Origin of the sequence: Halopseudomonas oceani, assembly GCF_002903165.1 — a bacterium.
GTDB classification, from domain to species: domain Bacteria; phylum Pseudomonadota; class Gammaproteobacteria; order Pseudomonadales; family Pseudomonadaceae; genus Halopseudomonas; species Halopseudomonas oceani.
This window is the reverse complement of sequence record NZ_PPSK01000016.1, coordinates 66,996-91,640: the sequence shown is the minus strand read 5'-3', so window position 1 is coordinate 91,640 and position 24,645 is coordinate 66,996. Positions and strand designations below refer to the sequence as shown.

General features: G+C 57.4%; 21 protein-coding genes, 3 tRNA genes and 1 pseudogene. 7 read left to right on the top strand and 18 right to left on the bottom strand.

Going from position 1 to position 24,645, the window contains the following annotated elements; translation table 11 throughout:
• The first annotated feature begins 142 nt into the window (after positions 1–142).
• Together C1949_RS14980 and C1949_RS19710 are read left to right on the top strand one after the other, a co-directional pair.
• Complete coding sequence (locus tag C1949_RS14980; protein WP_083729500.1) at positions 143–364, top strand: hypothetical protein; 222 nt, start codon at positions 143–145, stop codon at positions 362–364.
• 522 nt (positions 365–886) lie between these two features.
• The gene (locus C1949_RS19710) at positions 887–1,195 is read left to right on the top strand and encodes an HAD family hydrolase (RefSeq protein WP_229744464.1); all 309 of its coding nucleotides are present in this window, start codon (positions 887–889) and stop codon (positions 1,193–1,195) included.
• Here C1949_RS19710 and C1949_RS14970 read toward each other — a convergent pair.
• Positions 1,184–2,200 (bottom strand): annotated as a pseudogene (locus tag C1949_RS14970) (IS30 family transposase). The gene C1949_RS19710 and the pseudogene C1949_RS14970 overlap by 12 nt on opposite strands.
• A gap of 232 nt (positions 2,201–2,432) precedes the next feature.
• Here C1949_RS14970 and C1949_RS14965 point away from each other — a divergent pair.
• Positions 2,433–2,651, top strand: coding sequence for a MerR family transcriptional regulator (locus tag C1949_RS14965; protein WP_083727840.1), 219 nt, complete (start codon positions 2,433–2,435; stop codon positions 2,649–2,651).
• A 526-nt stretch (positions 2,652–3,177) separates the two neighbouring features.
• Here the strand turns inward: C1949_RS14965 and C1949_RS14960 are convergent.
• From C1949_RS14960 to gacA, 6 genes are all read right to left on the bottom strand, one after another.
• A tRNA-Leu gene (locus C1949_RS14960) sits at positions 3,178–3,264 on the bottom strand.
• Between the two features lie 11 nt (positions 3,265–3,275).
• Positions 3,276–3,349: transfer RNA gene (locus tag C1949_RS14955), tRNA-Cys, on the bottom strand.
• A 50-nt stretch (positions 3,350–3,399) separates the two neighbouring features.
• Positions 3,400–3,475: transfer RNA gene (locus tag C1949_RS14950), tRNA-Gly, on the bottom strand.
• Between the two features lie 193 nt (positions 3,476–3,668).
• Positions 3,669–4,238 (bottom strand): CDP-diacylglycerol--glycerol-3-phosphate 3-phosphatidyltransferase, encoded by a 570-nt coding sequence (gene pgsA, locus C1949_RS14945; protein WP_104739276.1) that lies wholly within the window; start codon positions 4,236–4,238, stop codon positions 3,669–3,671.
• 30 nt (positions 4,239–4,268) lie between these two features.
• On the bottom strand, positions 4,269–6,101 hold the full coding sequence (uvrC, locus tag C1949_RS14940) for an excinuclease ABC subunit UvrC (protein ID WP_104739275.1): 1,833 nt from the start codon (positions 6,099–6,101) through the stop codon (positions 4,269–4,271).
• Positions 6,098–6,742 carry a response regulator transcription factor GacA gene (gene gacA, locus C1949_RS14935; protein WP_104739274.1) on the bottom strand — a complete coding sequence of 215 codons (645 nt, stop codon included), beginning with the start codon at positions 6,740–6,742 and terminating at the stop codon, positions 6,098–6,100. Before gacA ends, uvrC begins: the two co-directional genes overlap by 4 nt.
• A gap of 299 nt (positions 6,743–7,041) precedes the next feature.
• Here gacA and C1949_RS14930 point away from each other — a divergent pair, with 299 nt between their 5' ends.
• The 3 genes from C1949_RS14930 (at position 7,042) to C1949_RS14920 (ending at position 11,064) form a co-directional block, all read left to right on the top strand.
• On the top strand, positions 7,042–8,976 hold the full coding sequence (locus C1949_RS14930) for a DUF294 nucleotidyltransferase-like domain-containing protein (RefSeq protein WP_104739273.1): 1,935 nt from the start codon (positions 7,042–7,044) through the stop codon (positions 8,974–8,976).
• On the top strand, positions 8,973–9,683 hold the full coding sequence (locus C1949_RS14925) for a 3'-5' exonuclease (RefSeq protein ID WP_373289815.1): 711 nt from the start codon (positions 8,973–8,975) through the stop codon (positions 9,681–9,683). Before C1949_RS14930 ends, C1949_RS14925 begins: the two co-directional genes overlap by 4 nt.
• Positions 9,684–9,819: 136 nt before the next feature.
• The gene (locus C1949_RS14920) at positions 9,820–11,064 is read left to right on the top strand and encodes an OmpP1/FadL family transporter (RefSeq protein WP_104739272.1); all 1,245 of its coding nucleotides are present in this window, start codon (positions 9,820–9,822) and stop codon (positions 11,062–11,064) included.
• Between the two features lie 60 nt (positions 11,065–11,124).
• Here the strand turns inward: C1949_RS14920 and C1949_RS14915 are convergent, their stop codons facing one another.
• Both C1949_RS14915 and C1949_RS14910 read right to left on the bottom strand, forming a co-directional pair.
• On the bottom strand, positions 11,125–12,891 hold the full coding sequence (locus C1949_RS14915) for a sodium:solute symporter family protein (protein WP_104739271.1): 1,767 nt from the start codon (positions 12,889–12,891) through the stop codon (positions 11,125–11,127).
• A gap of 16 nt (positions 12,892–12,907) precedes the next feature.
• Complete coding sequence (locus C1949_RS14910) at positions 12,908–13,174, bottom strand: DUF4212 domain-containing protein (protein ID WP_088274190.1); 267 nt, start codon at positions 13,172–13,174, stop codon at positions 12,908–12,910.
• Positions 13,175–13,467: 293 nt separating this feature from the next.
• On the opposite strand from C1949_RS14910, the gene C1949_RS14905 reads away from it, so the two are divergent.
• Positions 13,468–14,145 (top strand): DUF4197 domain-containing protein, encoded by a 678-nt coding sequence (locus C1949_RS14905; RefSeq protein ID WP_104739270.1) that lies wholly within the window; start codon positions 13,468–13,470, stop codon positions 14,143–14,145.
• Between the two features lie 16 nt (positions 14,146–14,161).
• Here C1949_RS14905 and C1949_RS14900 read toward each other — a convergent pair whose 3' ends face one another.
• The 9 genes from C1949_RS14900 to C1949_RS14860 form a co-directional block, all read right to left on the bottom strand.
• Positions 14,162–15,217 carry a protein-glutamate methylesterase/protein-glutamine glutaminase gene (locus C1949_RS14900; protein ID WP_104739269.1) on the bottom strand — a complete coding sequence of 352 codons (1,056 nt, stop codon included), beginning with the start codon at positions 15,215–15,217 and terminating at the stop codon, positions 14,162–14,164.
• A 3-nt stretch (positions 15,218–15,220) separates the two neighbouring features.
• A complete protein-coding gene (gene cheD / locus C1949_RS14895; protein ID WP_104739268.1) occupies positions 15,221–15,829 on the bottom strand; it encodes a chemoreceptor glutamine deamidase CheD in 609 nt (202 codons plus the stop codon).
• Positions 15,829–16,674: a CheR family methyltransferase gene (locus C1949_RS14890; protein ID WP_268236215.1), complete on the bottom strand. Its 846-nt coding sequence runs from the start codon at positions 16,672–16,674 to the stop codon at positions 15,829–15,831. Before C1949_RS14890 ends, cheD begins: the two co-directional genes overlap by 1 nt.
• Before the next feature lie 14 nt (positions 16,675–16,688).
• Positions 16,689–18,986 (bottom strand): methyl-accepting chemotaxis protein, encoded by a 2,298-nt coding sequence (locus C1949_RS14885; RefSeq protein ID WP_211287173.1) that lies wholly within the window; start codon positions 18,984–18,986, stop codon positions 16,689–16,691.
• A gap of 83 nt (positions 18,987–19,069) precedes the next feature.
• Entirely contained in the window at positions 19,070–19,582 is a 513-nt protein-coding gene (locus C1949_RS14880) for a chemotaxis protein CheW (RefSeq protein ID WP_104739267.1), read from the bottom strand.
• The gene (locus C1949_RS14875) at positions 19,579–21,381 is read right to left on the bottom strand and encodes a chemotaxis protein CheA (RefSeq protein WP_104739266.1); all 1,803 of its coding nucleotides are present in this window, start codon (positions 21,379–21,381) and stop codon (positions 19,579–19,581) included. The genes C1949_RS14880 and C1949_RS14875 overlap by 4 nt, the downstream gene beginning before the upstream one ends.
• A gap of 25 nt (positions 21,382–21,406) precedes the next feature.
• Entirely contained in the window at positions 21,407–21,772 is a 366-nt protein-coding gene (locus C1949_RS14870) for a response regulator (RefSeq protein WP_104739265.1), read from the bottom strand.
• A 47-nt stretch (positions 21,773–21,819) separates the two neighbouring features.
• Positions 21,820–22,971 (bottom strand): methyl-accepting chemotaxis protein, encoded by a 1,152-nt coding sequence (locus tag C1949_RS19780; protein WP_146040334.1) that lies wholly within the window; start codon positions 22,969–22,971, stop codon positions 21,820–21,822.
• 290 nt (positions 22,972–23,261) lie between these two features.
• A complete protein-coding gene (locus C1949_RS14860; protein ID WP_104739263.1) occupies positions 23,262–24,560 on the bottom strand; it encodes a serine hydrolase domain-containing protein in 1,299 nt (432 codons plus the stop codon).
• Between the last annotated feature and the right edge of the window lie 85 nt (positions 24,561–24,645).

Below are 24,645 nucleotides of genomic sequence, written 5' to 3'. Positions count from 1 at the left end.
CCCATTGAGGTAATACAAGGTCGGATCGTTGATCTATTTCAGCATGACATTTTTGTAATCGCAGCGTCACCAGCCGGACAGGTGACGCCATGTACCATACTAACGAGTCTCCAAAAATCCATTTCAGATGAGAGGTATAGCCATGAGGACCTTAGCAACGATTTTCATGTTTTTATTTGCGCTGAACGTTACTGCGGTAGTCCATGCAGAAGATGGGAGCATGCGTTACCGGCAGATGGTAGAGAACCTGCGTGAACAAAACAAAGAGCGCAGAGAAGCCCGTGATCAACAAATAAAAGAGGATGAAGCAAAAAACAGTACGAAAAATACTGGAGGTGCTACAACCGCGTCAGACAAGCGCTAACAGAACGGTGTCTACCTGACTTCTTCTAAGGTTGTATTCCGTTCAGTTGTACTTCTGAAGCTTAACACTGCAGATCGCACATAACGACGATGGAGGGGATAGATCTGAGTGACACCGACAGAGAATTGAATTGGTTCAGATTGCCGGAAAATTCGCTGGCTGACACCCCAATTACGGGGGTGTACTGAATTTTGTGTAACCTGTAGGGTTGATTACAAGGGCATCATGCGGTCTTCGAACTGAATCGTAAAGCGATTCAGTTCCGTTTTCCAATCCCGGATGTTCGGCAACGACGGTCTGCGCCGGTTGCGGCTACTGTCGAGCGGCTTCGCAACCAAGGGTGAACCATCACGGCGATTCGCCACGCAGGCCGAGACCTCGGCGGCGTCGGTCTCTTGGATATACCGCGCGCATCGGCGCGGCCTGCGCTCGAACGGTTACGTACCATAGGCATCACCCGCATGATCATGCATTTCTGGAGACAACCAACGCGTAGCCGATGCGGTCACCAAGCAAGTTTGCTTGGACGAGGCATGGGGTGACCTCATGCCAGAAGACAAGGTTGACGCAGTCAACAAACTACGCAAAACCACCGAGGTCGTAATGGTTGGCAATAGCGTGAATGATGCGCCCGCCATGGCTCATGCTACTGTTGGTATCGCTACGGGCGCCGCAGGCTCAGATGTAGCTTTGGAAACGGCCAACGTTGCATTGATGGCAGACGACCTATCGCATCTGCCGTTTGCAGTCGAACTCAGCCGACATACTCGTAGGATTATTCTCCAGAATCGGCGGTTGCAGGAACTGAGTGCAACACGGTTACTGGATTGAGGCAGGAGCCTCATGATACGTAGCCATCAGCTCGGTCATGACCTCGATGGGGCACCTGAAGCCGAAGCGCTTACGTGGCCGAATGTTCAGTTCGTAGGCAATAGCATCCAACTGCTCCTGGCTGTATACCGACAGATTCGTGCCTTTGGGAAGGTACTGGCGGATCAGTCCGTTGATGTTCTCGTTGCTGCCGCGCTGCCAGGGGCTGTGCGGGTCACAGAATTAGATCGCTACGCCGGTCTTCTGGGTGATCTCCGTATGGCGCGCCATCTCTCGTCCTTGGTCGTAGGTCATGCTCTTGCGGGCCGCCAGAGGCATCCGGTTTAACGCGGCACTGAAGCCTTCCACGGCCGAGGTCGCCGTCGCGTCAAGCATCTTCACCAGCATCAGGTAGCCGCTGGAGCGCTCGACCAGGGTGCCGACGGCCGAAGCGTTGGCCTTGCCTTTGATCAGGTCGCCCTCCCAATGACCAGGCATTACACGATCCTCGATCTCCGGCGGGCGCACGTGGATACTGACCATGTCGGGGATCTGGCCACGGCGGTCTACCCCGCCAGAACGCGGCCGGCGAGAGGTCTTGCCTTGCCGCAAGCAGATGATCAGTTCCTTGCGCAGCTCGCCAACTGGCAGGGCATAAATCGCGTTGTAGATCGTCTCGCGGCAGACGTAGGCGTCTTCGAAGTTAGGGAATTCCATCGCACGGAGCTTGCCGGCAATTTGCTCGGGAGAAAAGCGTTTTCGCAGCAGGTAGACGACCAGATCGAACAGCTCGGTGCCAGGCATCAGCTTTTTTTGTGGGCGGCAGGGCATGCGGCGCTCGCACGTCGCTCGCTGGGCATGCTGGGTGATGTACTCGCCTTGGGCGCCACGGTTACGACGGATCTCGCGACAGATCGTCGAGGGGCTGCGGTTAAGCATTCGGGCAATGGCCCGCTGGCTCATGCCGCGCAGCAGACCGACCTGGATGTTGGAGCGTTCTTCGAGACTGAGTTCGTGGTAAGACATGGCGACACCGTACAGGAAAGGTCAGGTGTTGCACTCAGTTTTTGCGGCCGCCCTTACTGAATGAGGTAGTGAGTATAGGAATCCTATACTGTTGCAAAATTTAAAAAGTCAATTATGGATTACAAAAAAATACAATTCATGGCTTTGCGCAATTATGGCTGGCGATTAACGTATATATTGACAACTGAGAGAGGGTTGTCGGCATGTCAATTTATCAAATAAAGGTTAATAGATGAGTACTGCTGTTTTAAGTCGTAATGAAGATTCTTGTGTTTACATTAGCGCTAAAGAGGCATCTATGCGGTTGGGTGTTTCTCAGAACACACTGAGGCACTGGCGGTATACGGGGCTACGTGATGATCTGTTGCCGTATAAATCGCGTATTGATCGCCGAGTTGTTTACAAAGAAGATGACGTAGAGAACTTCAAGAAGCACTATTTGTTCCAGTAATTTTTTGTTCACTGCCCGCTGGGCAGCTTAGTTCTCTTCCCCCCTTGGGAAGCTTGGCTCACTGTTTGAGCTCAAACTCGCACTACCCCGCCCCTGAGCTTGTGCTACACAACTGTTTCGGCAGATAGAGGTAGCACAATGACACTCGCCCCATCAGAGCTGAACGAACACGCTCGACAAGAGATCCAGGCTTACTCACGTGGCGAACAGTCTGCTGAAGCTACTGGATACAATCTCAGGAACCGCAAGCTGACACTGCCAGGCGAACCCAACCGGCGAGCTGGTGACGTGATACCTGAACCTTCAGACGAGGTCGTTCAGGCAGAGCTCAAGGCGCTGGATGAGCACAGAGAAAGGTATGGTCTTCCGCGTCCAGGCTTGGACTGAATAGCTGCGGTCAGCTGGGAAAAGATTCCAGGAGCTGCTGAAAATCAGGTCGAAAGTTTCCAAAAAGTTTCCAAGCAGCTTGGCGGCGCGATGAGAAAAAAATTTTTCGCCGTAACTTACTGATTTTGATGGAGAAATTTGGTGCCCGGAGCCGGGGTCGAACCGGCACGGATTGCAATCCGAGGGATTTTAAGTCCCTTGCGTCTACCAATTTCGCCATCCGGGCGAAGAAAAGATTGGAGGCCGAGGTCGGAATCGAACCGGCGTACACGGATTTGCAATCCGCTGCATGACCACTCTGCCACCCGGCCTCAAAAGGGAAGCTATTGTGCTGTGGATGACGTCAGCACAATATACAAACTGGAGCGGGAAACGAGACTCGAACTCGCGACCCCGACCTTGGCAAGGTCGTGCTCTACCAACTGAGCTATTCCCGCTTAAAAAGCGTTACTGCTTGACCGTGTGGAAGTGATGCCCCGTAAGGGCGTGTTCTACCAATCGATCAGTTCTCGCTAATCGCCTCTGCAGTACCACCCTGGGTGACCTGAACTTACTGAGCAGTTCACTGCATCGGACGGCGCTCATTCTATCCATCTGCGCCGGCCTGTCAAGTTGTTGATTCAAAAAAAGTTATTTGGGGGAATTTTGATCACTATCGGGGCGCAGGTGCGGCCAGGCAGCCAGCAGATAGACCACCATCGACCATAGGGTCAGTACGGCAGACATTGCCAGCAGAATGTACCCGACTATTACCCAGAGCGTGAGCTGCGGCGGGTTGGCCAACAACACGACCAGGGCCACCATCTGCAGCGCCGTCTTGTATTTACCCAGTTGGGAGACTGCGACTTGTGCTCTGGCTCCCATCTCCGCCATCCACTCACGTAACGCAGAAATAACCAGCTCACGGCCGATGATAATTGCCGCTGGCGCAGTCACCCAGAAGTTGGCGTGGTGCTGAACCAGCAGCACCAGCGCAATCACGACCATCAGCTTGTCCGCGACCGGATCGAGGAACGCTCCAAAGGGAGTGCTTTGCTCCAGTTTGCGCGCCAGATAGCCGTCCAGCCAGTCGGTTACACTCGCCAGCGTAAACACCAGCGCCGCCGCAATGTAGCTCCAGTGGAACGGCATGTAGAACAGCAGGATAAAAATGGGGATCAGCGCAACCCGGATGAGGGTCAGAATATTTGGAATGTTCATGGTTTCCGCGGCCTTGTACGAGCAACCATTCTAATCGCTATGCAGGACCGCATAAATCTGTTCCGCGAGTTTTTTACTGATGCCCGGTGCCTTGGCTATTTCCGCCGCACTGGCCCGCTTCAACTCCTGCAAGCCGCCAAAGTGTTTCAGTAGTTCGCGCCGACGTTTTGGCCCCACTCCCGAGATACCCTCAAGGCTTGAGCTGGTTCGCGCCTTGCCTCTGCGCTGGCGGTGACCGGTGATGGCAAAACGGTGCGCCTCGTCCCGAATATGCTGAATAAGGTGCAACGCTGGCGAGTGGCCTGGTAGCACCAGCTCGTTATCGGGGGTATTGAGAAAGAGAGTCTCCATGCCGGCCTTGCGGGTAACACCCTTGGCAACACCCAGCAGTGTCAGATCGTGAATAGCGAGTTCCTGCAACACGTCACGCGCCATGTTCATCTGCCCTTTGCCGCCATCAACCAGCAGGATATCGGGCATCTTGCCCTCACCTTCCTTGATCCGCGAGAAGCGACGCATCAACGCCTGGTGCATTGCGGCATAGTCGTCACCTGCGGTAACGCCCTCGATATTGAACCGGCGATAGTCGCTCTTGAGTGGCCCTTCCGGGCCAAACACCACACAAGAAGCCACGGTAGCCTCACCGCTTGAGTGACTGATGTCGTAGCACTCAAGGCGAGTCGGCAGTTCATCCAGTTGCAACGCCTGCTGCAGGGCTTCAAATCGTTGCTGGACATGCTGACGGTTGCTCAGCAGGCTGGCCAGCGACTGCTCGGCATTACTGCTTGCCAACTCCTGCCAACGTCGCCGCGTACCGCGTACCCGCGGACTGATGCTGACGCTAAAGCCACGCGCCTCACTCAATGCGCTGGTGATGACCGCAAAGTCATCGTGCTCGGCGTTGACGATGATTTCCGCCGGCACCTCGCGCTCGGCCGTTCCCAGATAATATTGAGGCAGGAATGCAGCAAGCACTTCGCCCGGCTGCTGCTCGATCGGCACCCGTGGAAAGTGATTTTTGCTGCCCAGGACCCGGCCATGGCGCACCATGATGACGTGAACGCAGGCCCCACCAGGCGCTACGGCGGCTGCGACAATATCAGCGCTGCCCTGCTCGGTATCAATATTCTGCTGATCCTGCACCCGGCGCAGCAGGGCGATCTGATCACGCAACTCGGCAGCGCGCTCAAAATCGAGCGCCATGGACGCCTGCTCCATTGCTGCTGTGAGTTCGTCATTCAGCGCATTGCTCCGCCCTTCCAGAAACATCACCGAGTGACGAACATCCTCCGCATACTCCGCCGCATCCACCAACCCCACACACGGGGCCTTACAGCGCTTGATCTGATACTGCAGGCACGGACGGGTACGGTTGCGGTAATAGCTATCCTCACACTGGCGAACAAAAAAGGCCTTCTGCAACAGGTTAAGGCTCTCGCGAATCGCACCGGCGCTGGGGTAAGGCCCGAAATATCGCCCTTTGGCACGCTTGGTACCCCGATGCAGCCCTAGCCTTGGAAAGTCGTCATTGCTGGAAAGGAACACATAGGGGTAGGACTTATCGTCCCGCAGCAGGATGTTGTACGGCGGGCGATTAGCCTTGATCAGGCTCTGCTCCAGCAGCAGCGCTTCGGTCTCGTTGGCAGTGATCGTCGTGTCGATCTGCTGGATGCGAGCGACCAGCGCTTCGGTCTTGGGGCTGAGGCCGGTCTTGCGAAAATAGCTGGAAAGGCGTTTTTTCAGGTTGCCGGCCTTGCCGACATACAGCAGCTCACCCTCAGCATCGAACATCCGATACACGCCGGGCTTGCTACTGGCCGAGGCCAGAAAGGCCTTGGCATCGAATTCGGGAAGCGTAGTCACTGCCGGCTTGCGTCTACCATGCCGTGGCGAACAGCCAGGAGGGTCAGCTCCACGTCGCTGGTGACACCCAGTTTCTCGAAGATCCGATAACGGTAGGTATTGACGGTCTTCGGACTCAGGCAGAGCTTGTCGGAAATGCTCTGAACCTTCTCGCAGCTGACGATCATCAGGGCAATCTGGATTTCGCGTTCGGACAGGCAGTCGAACGGCGAGTCGCCGCCGGGATTAAACTGCTTGAGTGCGAGCTGCTGGGCAACATTGGGGCTGATATAGCGTTGACCAGAGTGCACCTGACGTATCGCCGAGACCATTTCATCGAGGGCTGCGCCCTTGGTTACGTAACCGGCTGCACCCGCCTGCATCAGGCGTGTCGGAAAGGGTTCTTCATCACAGACCGTGACGGCGATCACCTTGACGTGCTTGTCGTACTGCACCAGCTTGCGAGTGGCCTCAAGCCCACCGATACCAGGCATGCGCACATCCATCAGGATGACGTCCGGTTTGAGTTCGCGAGCGCGGGTGACGGCAGTTTCACCGCTGTCAGCTTCACCGATGACGGAGAGTCCCGGGACGTCACTCAGCATACGACTGATGCCCATGCGTACCAAATCATGGTCATCAACCACCAGTACCTTGATCAAGCCCTACCCCTTGAACAAACCGAACCGTGTTACCCCGCCAATGGCGGAGGCGGCATCCCAGCACGCTGCCTTACTATACTGAGCGAACGCACCGCACATCGTTTACCGGCTACTGTCATCGGCAACTGATGATCGGCGTCTTTTAGGCGCCACAATAACAAAATGACCGGTCAGATGAAATCACTTGTCCACGGACTTGCGAGCGGTGCCCAAACTCTGCAGAGGATCAACAACCAAGGTCGGATGGCAGTCACCGTCGACTCACGCAATACTGGCTGTAAACACGAGGCGAAGCGCCAATGAGCAAAGATGACAAGTTCACCCAGGCTGGCAAAACCGCAGTGATGCAGAACATCCAGGGCATCATCGGTTTTCTGCTCGGCTACCCGCCATTCAACCTGATGGAACAGGGGCATCTGGCCTGGCTTGTTGAACACGCACAACTGCGCTTCTTTGCTGCTGGCGACCCCATTATTCAACCGCAGGACGGTCCGGTTCAGCACTTCTTCATCGTCAAACAGGGGCTTATACGCGGCGAACGGGTCGTACCTGGCAGCGACGACCCAGACACCACTTTTGAGATCGGCACCGGAGAGTGTTTCCCCCTCGCGGCACTGCTGGGCGAACGAGCTACCCGGACACTTCACCGCGCAGCGGAAGACAGCTTCTGCCTGACAGTCAAGCGGGACGACTTCGTTACCCTGTTCAGTCAGTCAATGCCGTTCAGAGACTTTGCCCTGCGCGGAGTCAGTAGTCTGCTGGAGCAAGTCAATCAACAGGCGCAGAAGCAGGCGAGCGAAACCCTTGGATCGCACTACTCGCTAGATACCCGCCTGGACGGTCTGATTGCCCGCGAGCCCATTCACTGCTACCCCACAACCTGCATTCGTGATGCCGTCAAACAAATGCATGAAGCCGGTGTAGGTAGCATCGTCATCACTGACCAGCAACAGGCACCCACGGGCATCTTCACGCTGCGCGACCTGCGTGCCCTCATTGCCAACGATGCCGCGGACCTGAATAGCCCCATCAGCGACGTAATGACACCGCAACCGGCGGCACTACCCTCCTCTGCCAGCGCCTTCGACGCGGCTATCGCCATGACCAGGCGGCACATTGCACACATCTGCCTAGTAGACGACGGCAAGCTCACGGGTGTTGTTTCCGAGCGCGACCTGTTCTCGCTGCAGCGGGTAAACCTGGTGCACCTGGCACGCATGCTACGGCAGGCGGAAAGCGTGGAACGTCTGTGTGAGCTGCGCGGCGACATTCACAAGCTGGTCGACAGCATGCTCGCGCACGGCGCGTCCTCAGGTCAGATAACCCGCATCATCACGCTATTCAACGATCACACGGTATGTCGTGTGATCGAGCTCAGTGTGGAGGCACACGGTGACCCCGGCATTCCATTCAGCTGGCTGTGCTTCGGTAGCGAAGGACGGCAGGAGCAGACACTGCATACCGATCAGGACAACGGCATTTTGTTCACCGCCGTTTCTGCTCAAGAAACAGAAGAACGCCGTGCACGCCTGCTGCCATTAGCAGCGCACATCAACAACGCACTCGCCGAATGCGGTTTCAGTCTGTGCAAAGGCAACATCATGGCCAGCAATCCCGAACTGTGCCTATCAGCCCACGAATGGCGCGAAAAGTTCTCACGGATGGTGCGCAGCACCACACCAGCAAACCTTCTCAGTTCATCAATCTACTTCGACTTTCGCGTGGTCTGGGGTGACAAACGCGCACCGGAACAGCTGTTTGCGGACGTGCTGCGTCAGATCGGCGGCAATACCCTGTTCCAGCAACAGATGGCACAGAATGCGCTGCTCAACCGTCCGCCAATCGGGCGCCTACGCGACTTTGTGGTAGCGCGTAGCGGTGCAGAAAAGGACACCCTCGACACCAAGGTGCAGGGGCTCAGCCCATTCGTAGACGGCGCGCGGCTGCTGGCGCTGGCCAACGGGATCAGCGTCGCCAATACCCTGGAGCGGTTACAGCAACTGCGCGAGCGTCGAGTGCTCGACCCACAGGACGCTGACGCCTATATCGAAGGCTATCAGTTCATTCAATTGGTGCGCATGCAGCAACATCAGCAGCAGGAGCGCGACGGCCGACCGTTCAGCAACCGGCTCGACCCGGAAAATCTCAACCAGCTGGACCGACGCATTCTGCGCGAATCGTTCCGGCAGGCAAAACGGCTGCAGGCCAGCCTTGCGCTGAGATACAACCTGTGAATCCCCTTGGCTGGCTGACTTCACGCAGGCGCGGGCTGACGGCTGAGCAACAACAGCGCAAAACGGCCCTGCCAGCCCATCAGCCGTTTGACAGTACGCCGCTATCCGATTGCCGTTTCGTCGTTATGGACTTGGAAACAAGCGGCCTTAACGTCAACCGGGACCGGATTTTGTCGGTCGGTGCAGTGGTCATTGAAGGCGGCCTGATCGATCTGGGCACTCAATACGAATGCACGCTGTATCAGGAGAATCACCGGGTAACGGAGTCGGTGCTCATTCACGGCATTGCGCCCAGCGCAGTTGCCGAAGGCGTCGCGCCGGCAGACGCACTGCTGGACTTTATGGACTTTGCTGGCCAATGCGTGTTTGTCGCCTTTCACGCCGCATTCGACCACCGCATGCTGCAACGGGGCTTGCGGGACGAGCTGGGCCAGCGTTTGCGTCATCGTTTTCTAGATGTCGCAGAACTTGCGCCCATGCTCTGTCCTGGTGCCAGCAGCCGACAAAGCCTCGATGAGTGGCAAAGTCACTTCAAGGTAGTCAACCAGCAACGACATCACGCGGCGGCTGACGCACTGGCAACGGCCGAGCTGATGCTCATTCTGCTCTCACTGGCTCATCGAGAGAATCTCACGACACTAGCCGACCTGGAATCAAGACTGCGTCACTGGCGGCGACTGAGGCAAGCCAGAATTGGCACCATGTAGCGACATAAACGGGCATTTTGTCGTCATTTAGCGCCACCAAAACCGCTTTTACCGACAGACAGCTCTGGCATATAACTCTGATTCTTGATAGCGTGCGCGCCCTCACCGAATCACCAATCAATATCCGGAGCATTCCATGAACAGACACGCCTGGCTGAAGTCCTCTGCTGCCCTGGCCGTCACCCTCGCCGCCACCGGCGTCAGCGCCAATGGTCTGAGCATCAACGAACAAAGCGCCAGCGGGATGGGTACTGGGTTTGCAGGACGCTCATCCGCCGCCGAAGACGCCAGCACCTTGTTTGGCAACCCGGCCGGCATGTCCAGGCTTGACAGAACCGAGGTCAGTGGTGGCTTTGCTACCATTTTCGCGTCTACCGATATTGATGACGCTCAGGGCTTCACCTCAGGCACCAATAGGGGCGACATGGTTCCGACGGCAACCATTCCGTTCGGCTACCTGGTAGCCCCTCTGAACGACCGCTGGCACGCCGGCATCGGTATCTACGCCCCCTTTGGCGTTATCAGCGATTACGAGAAAGGCTTCCAGGGCCGCGTCCACGGCCTGTACAGCAAGGTGCAGGTCGTCACACTTCAACCGACGCTGAGCTACCAGATCAACGACCGGGTATCCGTCGGTTTTGGCCCTACCATCAACCGTATCAGCGGCAAATTGACCAGCCAACCGCTTGCGGCGCTGGGCAGCGATGCCAAAGTCAACATCAAGGGTGATGACACCGGCTACGGCTTCAACGCTGGCGTGCTGGTGCAGGTTACCGATCAGGTGCGCTGGGGCCTGACTTACCACTCGGCCATCGACTTCGGGCTCGAAGGCCGCACTCGTTTCAGCGGCTTCAACCCGCAAATCGGGCCTGACGGCAGCTACGACGCCGCGCTGGACATCACCATGCCCGAGTCGGTAGACACCTCCATCACCTGGGAACTAGATGACCGCTGGACCGTTTACGCCGGCAGCACCTGGACCCGCTGGAGTCGTCTGGACAAGATCGTGGTTGAGAACAGCGGCTTGCTGGCGCCTTACCAGCCGAACTTCGGCGCCATAGAAGAACAAATGAAGTGGGAAGATATAATCTCTTGGGCAGTTGGTGCGTCCTACCAACTGAACCCGCAGTGGGTTCTACGTGCTGGCTTCACGTCCGATCCGTCGCCAACCAACGACACCCACCGCACTGTGCGCATCCCGGTATCCGACCGCAAGGTATTCTCCCTCGGCGCCGGCTGGGATGTGACTCCGGACCTGACGCTGGACGTTGCTTACTCCTACCTGCGCGAAGCCAAAGGCGAGATCAACACCGCAGACTACACTGCCGAATTCCGCAACGATGCACACGGCCTGGCCACTCAGGTTAGCTGGCGCTTCTGACCGGTCTCCCATAAAAAACGCCCCGCATCATGCGGGGCGTTTTTGTTTCAGAGCTGCTGATCAGTGATCAACTGCAGCCCCTGCACCACGCGGGATACGGATATCCTCGATCAGATGCTGGATCTTCTCCGGCGGCGCCTTGGTAACCGAGGCAACCAGTACTGCCGCGATGAAGTTGAAGATCATACCCAGGGTACCGATACCTTCCGGAGAGATACCGAACCACCAGTCGTCTGCGGTCGCAGTTGGGTTGATGAACTTGAAGTAGACGATATAACCGAAGGTGAAGGTCAGACCGACAATCATCCCGGCGATAGCCCCTTCTTTGTTCATCTTCTTCGAGAAAATACCCATGACGATGACCGGGAAGAACGAGGCCGCCGCCAGACCGAACGCGAAGGCGACCACCTGCGCCACGAAGGCCGGTGGGTAGATCCCGAACAGACCGGCGATGGCGATGGCGACACCCGCCGCAACCCGCGCAGCCAGCAACTCCTGTTTCTCGGTAATATTCGGCGCCATGTTGCTCTTGAGCAGGTCATGGGAGACCGAGGTCGAGATCACCAGCAACAGACCTGCAGCAGTAGACAGCGCCGCAGCCAAGCCACCCGCCGCAATCAGGGCAACGACCCAGCCCGGCAGAGAGGCGATTTCCGGGTTAGCCAGAACCATGATGTCGCGGTCCACATACAGTTCGGTTGTGGCAGCAGTTGGCTCGTTGCTGATCAGACGCTCACCGTTGGTGCCGCGCTCGTCAATAAACTTCGGAGCGCCAACGAACGGAGCACCCGGGCCGTACTGAATCACGCCGTCGTTGTTCTTGTCCTGCCAGGCAATCAGACCCGCATTTTCCCAGGTCTTGAGCCAGGTCGGCACCTGTTCGTAAGCGACGTTCGGCACCGAGGTCAGCAGATTGGTGCGGGCAAAGGCAGCAACCGCCGGCGCAGTAGTGTAGAGAATCGCGATGAACAACAGAGCGTAACCAGCTGATTTACGTGCATCACGCACGGTCGGAGTGGTGAAAAAACGAACGATAACGTGCGGTAGACCCGCAGTACCGACCATCAGCGCCATGGTGATGAAGAACACATCGATGGTCGACTTGGACCCGTCTGTGTAGGCACCAAAGCCCAATTCAGCGCCCAGCCCGTTCAGTCGCTCCAGGACCGATTGCCCTGTACCGGTTACCTCACTACCAAAGCCCAGTTGCGGGATTGGGTTGCCGGTAATCAGCATGGAGATGTAAATGGCCGGAACCATATAGGCGAACATCATCACGCAGTACTGGGCTACTTGAGTGTAGGTGATGCCTTTCATACCGCCGAGTACGGCGTAGAAGAACACGATGGCCATGCCGATGACTACGCCAGTATTGATATCCACTTCCAGGTAACGGGAGAACACGATACCAACACCGCGCATCTGGCCAGCCACATAGGTAAAGGAAATGAAGATCACGCAAATCACCGCCACTACCCGGGCTGTCTGTGAGTAGTAACGTTCACCGACAAATTCCGGCACGGTGAACTTGCCGAATTTGCGCAGGTACGGCGCCAGACACATCGCCAGCAGCACATAGCCACCGGTCCAGCCCATCAGGTACACCGAGCCGTCATAACCGGTGAAGGAGATGATACCGGCCATGGAGATGAAGGATGCGGCAGACATCCAGTCAGCCCCGGTAGCCATACCGTTGGCAATCGGGTGTACGCCCTTGCTGGCAACGTAGTACTCGCTGGTGCTACCCGCACGAGACCAGATGGCAATGGCGATATACAGCGCGAAGGTCGCGCCGACGAACAGATAAATCAGAGTTTGGGTATCCATCGCTGGGATCCTGTTCTTATTCTTCGTGGAAGTCGTACTTGCGATCGAGCTGATTCATCTTCCAGACGTACACGAAGATGAGCACCACGAAGGCGTAGATGGAACCCTGCTGGGCGAACCAGAACCCCAGCGGGAAGCCGAAGAACTGGATGGCGTTGAGCTGGTCTACGAACAGCACGCCGGCACCGAAGGAAACCACAAACCAGACGACCAGCAGGGTCAGCATGAGTTTGAGGTTTTCACGCCAGTAACCGCGCGCTGCCTCTTCTTTTGACATGGACATTAGCGTCTCCATTGTTGTTGTTATTACGTCAGTAACGGTAGCACCGGGATACGCAGGTGAAGAGTAAGACTTTGGTAGAACGGACGTTAAGCACCACGACCTAATAGTAAAAAGCACATTAGAAATACACCATAACCATTTGATTTAAATGAAAATAAAATAGACGGTATATCACATTAACAACCCTATTAGACTAAAGACGCCCCCGCCCTGTACCCCTTGAATACACCCCACACTCCCCCTGCGACAGACATCGTCTAAAGTGAAAGAACCGCCCTTAGCTGGAGATGGACATGAAACGTTTTGCGTTATTGATAACCAGCCTGCTGCTGTCAACACAGGCACTGGCGTTGTCCCTGTCGGAGCTGACCCAGCAGGACACCGCAACAGCCATGAAGGACGCCCTGACTCAAGGCGCGCAGCTGGCCGTCAGTGAACTCGGCAAGCCCGGCGGGTTCAGCAATAACCCGGATGTGCGCATTGAACTGCCAGGCAAGCTGGGTAGCGCTGCACGCACGCTGAAAATGATGGGAATGGGGAGCCGGATCACCGCGTTGGAAAACAGCATGAATCAGGCTGCGGAGGCTGCGGTGCCCCAGGCGCAATCCATTCTGGTCAACGCCATCAGCAGGATGAGCCTGACAGACGCCAAGGGTGTCCTCACCGGCGGTAACGACTCCGCAACACAGTATCTCGAACGCAGCAGCCGAGAAGAAATTCGCGCGCTCTTTCTTCCGGTGGTCAAGCAAGCCACTGATCAGGTTGGGGTAGCCCAGCAATACAACGCGTTTGCCTCCCAGGCTGCGGGGTTTGGCGTTGTCGACGCCAACGCGACCAGCGTCGAGAGCTACGTTACCGAAAAGGCGCTGGATGGCCTGTTCGAGATGATCGCCCAACAGGAAGCGACGATTCGCAGCGACCCGACCGCAGCTGCCAGCAACCTTGCACGCAAGGTCTTCGGCGCTCTGTAACGCGCGCAACCGGGCGTCATACCCGGTTGCCTCTTCCTACTTGTTTGACGTGAGCAACCAGGCGCTCGGCGATATCATTTAACGGCAGCACCTCGGCGGCCCCCCCTAGCCGAATCGCTTCCTTCGGCATCCCAAACACCACACAGCTGGCCTCATCCTGAGCGATGGTCAGCGCGCCACGCTGCTGCATGGTGAACATCCCCTGCCCTCCATCCTTGCCCATTCCAGTCAACAACACGCCGGTGGCGCTGGCACCGCAGGTCTGCTCCACCGAATCGAACATCACATCGACCGATGGCTTGTGCCGGTTCACCGGCTCGGCGTCAGAGAGCTTGCACACCAAATCCGCCCCGTAACGCTCGACCAGCAAGTGCTTGTCACCGGGCGCCAGATACGCATGCCCGGGCAAGATCCGTTCGCCACCCTTTACCTCCTGGACCCGCAGGCGAGAAAGCCGGTCAAGGCGGGCCGCGTAGGAGGTGGTAAAACCAGGCGGCATGTGCTGGGTCATCACGATACCCGGCATCCCCACTGGCAACCGTTCGAGGACCGCACGAATAGCTTCGGTACCGCCAGTGGATGCGCCAATGGCGATGACATGCTCGGTGCCCTGATAGTTAATCTGTTCGGACAAGGCAGCCTTGCCGCTGGAGGTCGGGCCAGCCCGCTTCACCCGAGCCTGCGCAGCGCCCCGGAGTTTGTCCAGCAAGGTGTCGCGGTACTCTTCCAACCCCTTGCGAATATCCAGCTTGGGTTTGGCAATAAAATCCACCGCCCCCAGCTCAAGTGCCCGCAGCGTCGCGTCAGCCCCATCCTCGGTAAGCGTAGACACCATCACCACCGGCGTCGGCCTGGCTTTCATCAGCTTGGACAGGAAGGTCAAACCATCCATCCGCGGCATCTCGATATCGAGGGTGATCACATCAGGCGCAAACTGGTTGACCAGATCACGCGCAGCGTAAGCATCATTCGCGGTCCCGACCAGCCTGAAGCCTGGTGCAGTGCGAATTAGCTCACCGAGGACCTGGCGTATCAGCGCTGAATCATCGACCACCAGAACCGATATCGTCATCGCTTACTCCTCGAACAGATCCACACTGCCTGACGCGACTTCGTATTTGACCCGCGTACGGTACTCACGCTCACGCTCAAAAATAGTGTCGTTCTTGATGGTTACGATCCGCTTCACCCAGACCTGGCCTGTCTCGGGGAAAAAATACACCTTGCGCGGAAAATCCTGCAGCAGATCGGCAGCGGCAACAGGAATCTGCTCATTGGCCAAATAGCGGGTGACAAAGTCTGCGTTGCGCTTGCCCACATCGTTCAGCAACATCCCCCGCAACACGGCAGCCCCGCCAAATACCTTGGCCTCAAGACGCTCACGCCGGCCACCCAGCTTGATGATCTGGTTGATCAGCAACTCCATCGCATAGGCACCATATCGAGCCGACTGGGTGGGTTTACCCGGTTCAGCCGAGCCATCCAGAGGCAACAGGAAGTGATTCATGCCACCAATACCGTTGACCCGATCTCTGATGCACGCGGCCACACAGGAGCCCAACACGGTGACAATCACTTCAGGCTGGCTGGTAGCGTAGTATTCGCCCGGCAGAATTTTCGTTGCCTGCCGGTCAAAATAGCGATCGTAATACTGGTTCATCGCCAACTCCGCCGCCGCGCTCATCAGCCTCTCCCAACCGCGGCATACACGGTTCTATCCACCAGCCTTACAAGTCTGGTGGCGTTAGTGAAACTTTCCGAGTGGCCGGCTATGTACAGTCCGTCATCGGTGAGCATGGGAATCATCCGCTCCAGCAGCTTGAGCTGCGTGGGTTTATCGAAATAGATCATCACGTTACGGCAAAAAATAATGTCGAATGGACCCTCAACAGGCCATTGGCTCGACAGCAGGTTAAGCGTTCTGAACTCAATCAGCCGTTGCAGCTCCCTGCGCATTTTGACCATCCCTGCCTGAGCTGACCCTGGCCGTCCCCGCAGGCAAAACTGCTTTAGCCTCGCCGCTGATAAACCAGCACATCGCTCCTGGGTGTAGATGCCATTCTGTGCGTGCTGCAACACCTGGCTGTCGATATCGGTGGCGATAATGGATACCGGCGGATTGCTACCCAGCGATTCCAGCGCCACCATCGCCATCGAGTAGGGCTCTTCGCCCGTACTGGCTGCGGCACACCACAGTCTGAAGCGGCGTCCCCGCCCTGAGTTCTCCCGCAAAAAGCGCCCTAGGACATCGAAGTGGTGCGATTCGCGAAAGAACGACGTCAGGTTAGTGGTCAACGCATTAACGAAATGCTCTTTTTCCTCTCTATGCGCTTCCAGGTAGCGCAGATAGTCACTCAGCGATCGCAGCTTCAGCGCCCGCAGACGCCGAGCCAAGCGGCTGTAGACCAGTTGAAATTTGCTGTCGGCCATGCTGATGCCGGTACTGGCATACAGTAGTTTGCGCACAGCCTCGAAGTCGTCCCAGCCATATTCGAACTCGCGCTCTGGTTGATCCGTCCTTGTTATCACTCTGCGCCATCCCGTCAGAAGGATTCCCAATCACTGTCATCATCGTGGTCTGGTGCGTCCAGCGTTCTGCCGGATTTGGGCTTTCCACCCCTTATTTCCGTTCGCGGCTTAGCGGGTGCGGCCTGCTTGCTGGCAACTGCGCCCGTGCGCGGCGGCGCCAGCAATGCCGCAGGCATGGGACCATCGTCGCTCTGATCAAGTTTGAAAGCACTGACCTGACGCTGGAGCCCTTCGGTCTGCGAGCGCAGGCTTTCAGCCGCCGCTGCCGCCTGCTCAACCAACGCAGCGTTCTGCTGGGTCATCTCGTCCATCTGGCCCACGGCGGTGTTGACCTCTTCTATCCCGCTGGCCTGCTCGACCGATGCAGCAGCGATTTCCGCCATTATGTCGTTCACCCGCTTGATCGCAGTCACGATCTCGGTCATGGTTTCGCCCGACTTGTTAACCAGGGTGTTGCCACCTTCGATCTTGGACACGGAGTCGGAAATCAGCTGTTTGATGTCCTTGGCCGCCTCGGCCGAGCGCTGCGCCAGGGTCCGCACTTCAGTTGCTACCACCGCAAACCCACGGCCCTGCTCACCAGCCCTTGCCGCCTCAACAGCGGCGTTGAGTGCGAGAATGTTGGTCTGGAAAGCGATGCCGTCAATCACACCAATGATGTCGCTAATCTTGCGCGCCGACTCATTGATTGATTCCATGGTGATCACAACCTGACGAATCAGATCACCGCCTTCGGTTGCGATATCCGTCGCCTGCTCGGCCAGCACGTTGGCCTGCTTGGCGTTGTCAGTGTTGGTTCTCACGGTTGACGTCAGTTGTTCAATGCTGGACGCGGTTTCTTCCAGGCTGGAGGCCTGCTGCTCGGTTCGGCTCGATAGGTCGGCGTTACCTTGGGCAATCTCGCTCGACGCCGTCATAATGGTGCCCGATGCTCCACGAATTTCACCAATCATGGCTGACAGGTTTTCCGTGGTGCGGTTGCAGAAGTTCTTCAACTCAAGGAAAGTGCCTTCGTATTCCGCACTGACTTTCTCGGTCAGGTTGCCGTCGGAAATGGCACCCAATACACGGGCAATATCCTTGAGCCCCTTGTCCGAGGTTTCCATCAACTGGTTAAGCCCGGTTGCCAGCTCGAGGAAGAAGCCCTGTTTGCCCTCACTCGCGATCCGCTGAGTGAAATCACCGGCCCCCGCAGCCGCCACCAGACTGGTCACTGCATCGGAGGCTTTCAGCTCCTCCGTCCGGTCAAGCCACTCGACTACGGTACCCAGACGGCTGCCATCCGGCGCGAATACGGGATTGGCAATCAGGCCGAAGGTGCTGTCGCCCAACACGATTTGCGCCCGATGGGTCCCCTGCAGACTGCTCAGCATATTCATCTGGTGAGCCGGATTCTTGTGGAAGCGGTCGATGCTGCCGCCAAGTACCTTGTCGACCGAGAAAGCCGGCAGATCGCGTTTGATTTGCGCTTCCGAGTGCCGCAGCATGCTTTCCACCGCCTTGTTCATGTAGACGATGTCGCGGTGCTCGTCGGCAATCATTATGTTGTTGCTGGAATTATCGACCGCCTGGCGGATGCGGGTGTTGAAGATGGCCAGATTCTCGGCCTCCAGCTCCCGGGTGCGATCCTTCCACTCAACCACGGTACCCAAGCGCTCACCCGATTCACTGAAAATCGGATTGGCGATAAGGCCAAACGTGTTTCGCCCGAGCGTAATCTGCGCACGATGCGTGTCTTGCAAGCGACCGAGCATGCCCATCTGATGTGCCGGATTCTTGTGAAAGCGGTCGATGCTGCCACCCAGCACCGTTTCGGCAGAAAACCCGGGCAGGTCCTTGCGGATCTCGTCTTCGGCATCGCGCAGCATCTGCAGCACCGCATCGTTCATGTACACCACATTGCGCTCGCCATCGGCAATCATGATGTTGGTGTTGGCATTATCAACCGCCTGACGAATACGCGTGTTGAACAAGTCCCGATCAACCCGCGCATTAGCGTTTTCCTGTAAACGCTCAAGCAAGGTCATGACGCTGTCCGACGCCTCTGCCCTGGCCTGAACCCGTTGCAGGATCTGACAGATCAAGCTGCGCAGCTCGCGCGGCTCAGCACCCAGCTTCATACGAATGCTGTTTAGTCCGCCCAGCCCAACGACGATACCAGCCAACCCACCAACCAATGCGATCACCAACCAGACGGTCAGCGCAGGTGGCCCACCGACGCCTGCCAGCGCCAGCAATGCGGCAACCGCTGTCACCGCACTCGGCAGTACTGCTGACAGCATGACAACGCGAAACGAAGGTAACTGTTGCATGTAACTCTCCTCCAGGTGCCAGGCTTGCCGGGGAAATGCCTCGGACGTCCTGTTCCTTGGTTGTGGCAGACGCAATCGTTGTTTCAGGATTCCATTTTCTTCAGCGCAGCATCGACCAGTCCCAGCTCGCTGCTAGTGACCAGCGCTTCGATGTTGACGAGAATGACCATACGACCGCTTACCTTTGCCAGCCCCATCAGAAATCGGCTGTCAAAGGCAACACCAAACTCGGGTGGCGGCCGCCGTTGCGATGCGGTCAGCGCAATGACGTCCGAGACGCTGTCGACGACAATGCCAACCATTCGCTCATTAATCTGCAGAACAATGACGATGGTGAACTCGTTGTACGTCGCCTCGCCGACATCAAATTTGATGCGCAGGTCGACGATGGGCACGATGTCCCCGCGCAGGTTGATGACCCCCTTGATGTAGGCCGGGGCCTTGGCAATCTTGGTCACGGACTCATAGCCGCGTATTTCCTTCACTGCCATGATGTCGATGGCGTAATGCTCGTCACCCAGCACGAAGGTAAGAAACTCGCTGGCAGGACCGTCGTTGTCCGCCTTGCCAGCAGCCTGATCTTTCTGCCCGCTCATGCGATCTCCTCGTCCAGTGTCGGTACGACATCGGCCAACGACTCGACGTCGAGAATCAGCGCGACGCTGCCGTCGCCCATGATCGTGGCTCCGGCCGCGCCGGGAACCCGCTTGTAGTGTTGCTCAAGACTCTTGATCACAACCTGTTGCTGGCCAACCAGCTCATCAACCAGCAAGCCATAGCGCCGCTTGCTGGTTTCGATCAGTACCACGATGCCGTCTGCTGGTGAGGTGTGCTGCGGCACGGCGTCCATAACCTGATACAGCCGCAGCACCGGCCAAAACTGATCACGCACATGGAGTAGCGCGCTACCGGCCAGCTGTTCGATGTTTTCAGGATAGGGACGCATGGACTCGATGATGCTGACCAGCGGAATGATGAAGGTCTGATCACCAACCATGACGCCCATGCCGTCGACAATTGCCAGCGTCAGCGGCAAAGTGATGGTGATGGTGGAACCTTGCAGGGCGCGGCTGGCGATGTTGACCCGTCCACCCAGTTGCTGAATATTGCGTCGAACCACGTCCATACCGACGCCACGACCGGACACATCGGTAACGACTTCGGCGGTCGAAAAACCGGGCTGGAATATCAGATCCCAGACATCGGCGTCGTTCATGTCATCATTGACGCTGAGACCGTTTTCACGAGCCTTGCCCAGAATGCGTTCGCGATTCAGCCCGGCACCGTCATCGTCAATGCAAATCTGAATCGTGCCGCCACGCTGGGCTGCGCTGATGGTGATGGTGCCGGTTTCCGGCTTACCACGATCTCGACGTACATCCGGTCGTTCAATGCCATGGTCGATACTGTTGCGCACCAGATGGGTAAGCGGATCTACCAGCTTTTCAATCAGCCCCTTATCCAGTTCCGTGTGCTCGCCTTCCAGTACCAGTTCAACCTGTTTTTCCAGCTTTCGGGCAAGGTCACGCACCACCCGCGGAAACCGGTTAAAAACGAAGGAAACCGGCATCATCCGAATGGACATGACCGACTCCTGTATCTCCCGGGTATGGCGTTCCAACTCCGCCAGCACTGACCCGAGGCGCGAATTGCTGCCACCCAGATCGTCGCCGAGTACCTTGAGCATCGATTGGGTAATGACCAGCTCGCCGACCAGGTTGATCAGTGAATCAACCTTCTCCACATCGACGCGAATGGTGGACGACTCGCCTGCAGCAGCCTTTTTGACCGGGTTGCCATCCCTGTCGGGCGCGCCTGCAACCTGCGCCGCAGTCGGAGTGGCCGTGTCGGTATCGGCTGCCTCGAACAGGCCCCAGCCGGCCTCGTCCGACGCTTGAGCAACGGCTGGTGGGTCAAAGAAGCCGAAGTCATCATCTGCCTCTGCGTCGGTGGTGGCCGGCTGATCAAAAAAACCGAAGCCGTCATCTGGCGGCTCGTCAGTTACTGCCGCCCCCAATATCGATTCGAGCAGACTGGTAGTGCGCTCGACTTCGGGCCAGTCGATGTCCTGCTGGTTGCGATAGCTGTCTAGCACCTGCCGCAGGCAGTCAATCACGCCGAGAAACTGATCTACCAGATCGTTACTGAGCGGACGCTGCCCTTTGCGCACCTGATCCAGCAGGTTCTCCATGATATGGGTAATCTGACCGAGGGCATCAAATCCGAAGATGCCGCTGGCGCCCTTGATGGAATGCGCCGCACGGAATATGCAATTCAGGTCTTCCGGTTCCGGGTTATCGACCGACATCGACATGAGCAGGCGCTCCATCGTGTCGATGTGCTCCTGACTCTCTTCGAAAAACACTGAGTGAAACTGATTCAGTTCGACACTCATGATGGTCTCCGCAGGCGGCTCAGGTTCAGGGCAGAACCTTGGACGCGACCGCCAGCAGCTTGGCTGGGTCGAACGGCTTCACCATCCAGCCGGTGGCTCCGGCTGCCTTGCCCTGGCTCTTCATGTCATCACTGGCTTCGGTGGTCAGCACCAGGATTGGGGTTCGACTGTAGGCTCCCATTGAACGCAGTTTCTTAATGAGTGTAAGGCCGTCCATACGCGGCATATTTTGATCGGTCAGGACACAATCAAATCGGCTACGCTCGCACAGCTCTAGTGCAGCCTGACCATCGTTTGCAGCAGTTACTTCATAACCTGCAGTTTTGAGCGTGTGCTCGACCATCTGCCGAATCGATGCTGAATCGTCCACCACCAGAATGTGCTTACCCATGCCGCTTGATCTCCCAACGTCGATAGTCGTGAGGCTTTCAGCCCTCACTAAAATAGCTCTACCTCTCCACTGGCCATTGAGTTCTGACTGACCGGGCTGGCACGAAATGCAGTTAATTGCGCACCGACTCGTTCCAGTTCGGCGATCAGCTCTTCGCCCTCCAGACGCGTCAACGCTGAGGTGATCTGTTGCATCAGCTCCATGCGACTGATTACGTATCCGGCCGTCTGTGTGGTGATGTCTTCAAACTGCAGGCCGCGGGTGGCGCGCTCAGACGCATCGATCAACTGCAGTGCCAGGCTGTCGATCTCTTCGGTCAGCGCACGATCACGCTCAGCCATCTGCTGAAGGGCAGCAATCGACTGCTCCGCCTGCCGCCGGGAATGCGTCAGCCAATCCATGTCCTGACTTGCGATATCGCCCATGTGCTTGCTGAGATGCACCACTGCACTTTCGATGCCGTTCAGCTTGGTCTTGATCTCGTCACTGAACAGCGTAGAACGGCGCGACAGGTTCCTCACCTCATCCGCTACAACGGCAAACCCGCGGCCGTGCTCACCAGCGCGTGCCGCTTCAATGGCGGCGTTGAGCGCCAGCAGGTTGGTCTGGCCAGCGATCTGGTCAATCTCGTGCACCGCCTTCATCAGCTCGGGCATCTGGTCAGCGATTTCAGTCACTTTGCTGACCAGTTCAGAGAGATCCTCGGCGACGCCCGCAGCATTACGAATGACCGTATCCAGTGTTTCAGTGGTGTGCTCAGCAAAACTGTCGAGGCTGGAATGGGTATTGTCGCCATTGCCGCGCGGCAACATCTTGCGTACAGCCCCCTGTTGACTGGCGAGCAACTCGTGAATGTCGGTAAAGGCCTGCCTGATCAGACCAACACCATCGGTGATCAAAGCGGACATGTCCTGCAGCTGTTGGCGATACAGCGCCAACTCGGGTTGCTGCAAGCGGCCCAGTTCATTCAACGCACGCTGATCAGGCTGAGTAGCCGAGGCTGTTGCTCCATCGGGCGTTTCAATACCCGATCCAGAACGGCCGATCAGGAACAGGAAAAGTCCGGCAGACACACCAACGGCAACAACGACCGCCACCCACGCCGGCCAGATCAGAGCGACAAGCCCGCCCATGACCAAGGCAGCAAAACTGGACATCAGCACGGGTAGGTGAACAGCAGTTTGTGGTCTCATACTCATGAAGCCTTCCTGTTCCAACATCTGCACTGGGCCATCACAGTCGCGTCCTGTCTGGTCGATTTTTATGGGTCGACGCTTAACAGGATTCCGTCGCTACGGAGAGGAACGGTTTGCTGAAAGCCACCATGCATCCCTTAAAGTCCAAGCCTAGCCGAGATGTGGCAGATGGCTAGTTAGTGCCGCACAGCCATTGGTCGTAAAGAAGCATGTCATTGATATACATGGAAATCCTGAGGATATGGCCATCAGGAACAGGTAACCGGGCAGCAGAATCTGCCCGGTCGAGGGGATCAGATGCGCAGGTGGGCGGCCAGCGCTGACAGCGCAGCACTGGTCATCTCGTAAGTGAATTCATTGCTGGCAACCGGGTGGGAGGCAGTCCTTACCACGGTCAGTTCCGCCGCCGGATTGATGTGTATCAGTTGCCCATGCACCCCCATGGCTTCATACACGCCATCGGCGTTGTGACTGATCCACCACTGGTTGTGATAGGAGTAGCCGTCCATGCCACGCCGGCCGAAATCGGCAAAGGCTTCGCGATCGGCGCCGCGCTGCAGGTCCTCAATGATCGCGGCCGGGATGACCTGCTGACCATTCCAGCGTCCACCGCCGCGCATCATCTCGGCAAACCGGGCCAAATCGCGCAAAGTAGCGTTCAGACCGGCACCAGCCCACTCGGTCCCGGTCGGGTCCAGCAGCAACAGCGCGTCCTCCTCTGCCCCCAGTTTGCTCCAGATGCGCTCACCAATATGGGTCGCCACATCCTTGCCGCTGGCGCGGCGAATCAGCCAGCCCAGCACCTCGGTGTGTACCGTGCGATACGCAAAATAGCGACCGTGCTCGCGAGCGGTACCGATGGTGGGTAGGTAATCGTAGAGACGGGTCGGGCCGGCCCACTGCGGCGAATGGGTAATGCCGGCAGCGAGACCGTAGTACTTCACGTCCGACGTACCGTCAGCGTAGACCTCCGAGTACTTGATGTCCGCTGTCATATCCAGCACCTGCTGCACACTGGCACCACGCCAGCCTGATACAGCCAATTCGGGAATCAGGTCAGTCACCTGGGCGTTCGGATCAATAACGTCCTCGGCGATCAGCATCGCTGCCACCAGACCGGTAAACGACTTGGTCACCGACCAGAGCATGTGCGGGCTGAGCGGGTCGGGTTGATTGGGGTACTGCTCATAGATCACCTTGCCGCGGTGCAGAATGACGCAGGCATCGGCGTAACTCCGGGACAGAAATTCAGCAAAATCGATCTCGCTGCCGTCATTCAGGGGAATGCGCAGCGCATTGATCTCGTCGCCAAGGTTCGCGCCACGCGGCAACTCACTGGCAGCGCCACTACCACGCCTGATCTGGCGTGACGGCACAAGCTCGCGCATATGCTGGAACGCCCAGCGCAGCTTCGGGTACTCGACCAGGTAGTTTTCGCGGGTAACCAGCTTCTCGGGGGCCGGCGGAAAGCCCTCCATGAAACCCAGCAGCTCATAGCGCACGGTATCCGGCGCGGGAAGATCGGGTGCCGCATCCGCGGCGGCATACAGGCGGCGGCCCATACCCGGTTGAAAGCCATGAAAGTGTGTCATTGGGCTGTCCTGTTTTTGTTGTTAGGCACCCTGACACGGTAGAGGTCGGTCAACCCTGCGACAAGCATCCTGCACTCAACACAAT